At 38.8% G+C, this 801-nt stretch carries 1 protein-coding gene; it reads right to left on the reverse strand.

Features of this window, described 5'->3' with window-relative positions:
• A partial coding sequence (locus LG31_RS21335; RefSeq protein WP_202963019.1) for a hypothetical protein occupies nt 1-801 on the reverse strand: 801 nt, incomplete at both ends.

An 801-nucleotide genomic window follows, 5' to 3' on the forward strand; every position in this document is an offset into this window, starting at 1 on the left:
TTTATAGTTTTGTCGAATTTAAAATCTTTTTCAATTACATCGCTTATACGTATGTTTAATAGAGGGCTATTGTTGTCGCCAATAAATTTAGAAGTTATAAAGAATGCTGTCGCTGTCAGCTTGTTGTACCAAGCCGTTGTATTACTTGCTGATGAATCCCAATGTCGTTTAGATTTATTGAACGGACAGTTAGTTGGCTCCCCTGTTTTTAGTCGACTAACCAGAACGTTAAAAACACAAAAAAGGTCGCTTGCTATGCCTCTTAGCTCATCATCAGAATAAGCCTGAGTTTTTGTTAAGCTAGTATCGCTTCTGACTACTTTAGGTAGCAGTTTGGCAAGATCGTCATATCCACTCCAAGCAAGAAAATAAGACAAAGAGTCAGCCGCCGCCCTGCATGCTTCAGCTGAACTAGGATTTAGTCGTAATTTCTCTCTGATATGCAATGCGTAGGCGTTAATGGTTTGCTCTGTTATTGCTGCAATAAGTTTGTTTTCATCACAAAATCGAATAAAGAACAGTATTGTATCAAATTTTGTTTTTGCAGTAGTTCCATTGTTTTTACTAATGTCTTTCACCCACTCATAAACGCTTTTTACCAGAGAAAGGCGCTCATTATGGAGGCTGTGCTTTTCGACTGACTTTACTGGTGGAACACTATCAAAAAGCATCCTGTAAACATAGATCGGGGTTAGTTTTTCCTCTCTATATTGGAAGTGTTTCACCCATAAGGTAAGTTCAGTATAGTCAATGGGAAGTACGTTTTCGGCCTCTGTAGTCGGCAAGGGCACTGCTTTACTC

Origin of the sequence: Aeromonas lacus (genome assembly GCF_000764665.1) — a bacterium.
Classification (GTDB): domain Bacteria; phylum Pseudomonadota; class Gammaproteobacteria; order Enterobacterales; family Aeromonadaceae; genus Aeromonas; species Aeromonas lacus.